At 58.2% G+C, this 677-nt stretch carries 1 protein-coding gene; it reads left to right on the forward strand.

Going from position 1 to position 677, the window contains the following annotated elements; genetic code table 11:
- Positions 1 to 53: 53 nt before the first annotated feature.
- On the forward strand, positions 54 to 401 hold the full coding sequence (gene tnpB, locus B7364_RS04490) for an IS66 family insertion sequence element accessory protein TnpB (protein ID WP_085338741.1): 348 nt from the start codon (positions 54 to 56) through the stop codon (positions 399 to 401).
- Positions 402 to 677: the final 276 nt, after the last annotated feature.

Below are 677 nucleotides of genomic sequence, written 5' to 3' on the forward strand. Positions count from 1 at the left end.
GGCTTTGATCCGGCCACGCTGGCAGCAGTGGTCACCACGCTGGAGGGTCTGGCATGATCCCTGTTCCGTCTGGTGTGCGGGTATGGCTGGCGTCTGGCGTCACCGATATGCGGAAGGGGATGAACAGCCTGACCACCATGGTGCAGGGTGGCTTGGGCCGTGATCCCCATGGCGGGGACTTGTTCGTGTTTCGGGGCAGAGCTGGCCACAGTGTAAAGGTATTGTGGTACGATGGGCTGGGCTGCTCTTTATATGTGAAGCGACTGGAGCGGGGCCGGTTCATCTGGCCGAGCCCGGCTGATGGTGTGGTTATGATCTCTCCAGGCCAGCTAGGATATATGCTTGAGGGTATTGATTGGCGTCATCCGCAGAAGACGTGGAGACCGACAGCGGCGGGCTGATATTTGTTGTTTCTGGCTGCTATTTCCCACTCTAAACGCCCGTTTTTACTGGTGTTTGGCACCGTTTCATGATTCTCTTCTGAGGTGTTGGAACGCCCTGATAACATAGCAGCCCTGAGGGCTCAGATGGCTGCCATGAAGGCAGAACTGGTTGCCGAGCGACTGGCCCGGGCAGAAGTTCTGGCCCAGCTTGCAGAGGCTCTGGCGTTCAAGGAACTGGCCGCCCATCAAGCTCTCGAGATCGCCAAGCTCAGGCATCAACTCTATGGCCGCAGC

The organism is Aquidulcibacter paucihalophilus, assembly GCF_002105465.1.
GTDB classification, from domain to species: domain Bacteria; phylum Pseudomonadota; class Alphaproteobacteria; order Caulobacterales; family Aquidulcibacteraceae; genus Aquidulcibacter; species Aquidulcibacter paucihalophilus.

Coding starts and splice junctions, on each gene's coding strand:
- tnpB (WP_085338741.1), top strand. CDS start 54: ATGATCCCTGTTCCGTCTGGTGTGCGGGTATGGCTGGCGTCTGGCGTC.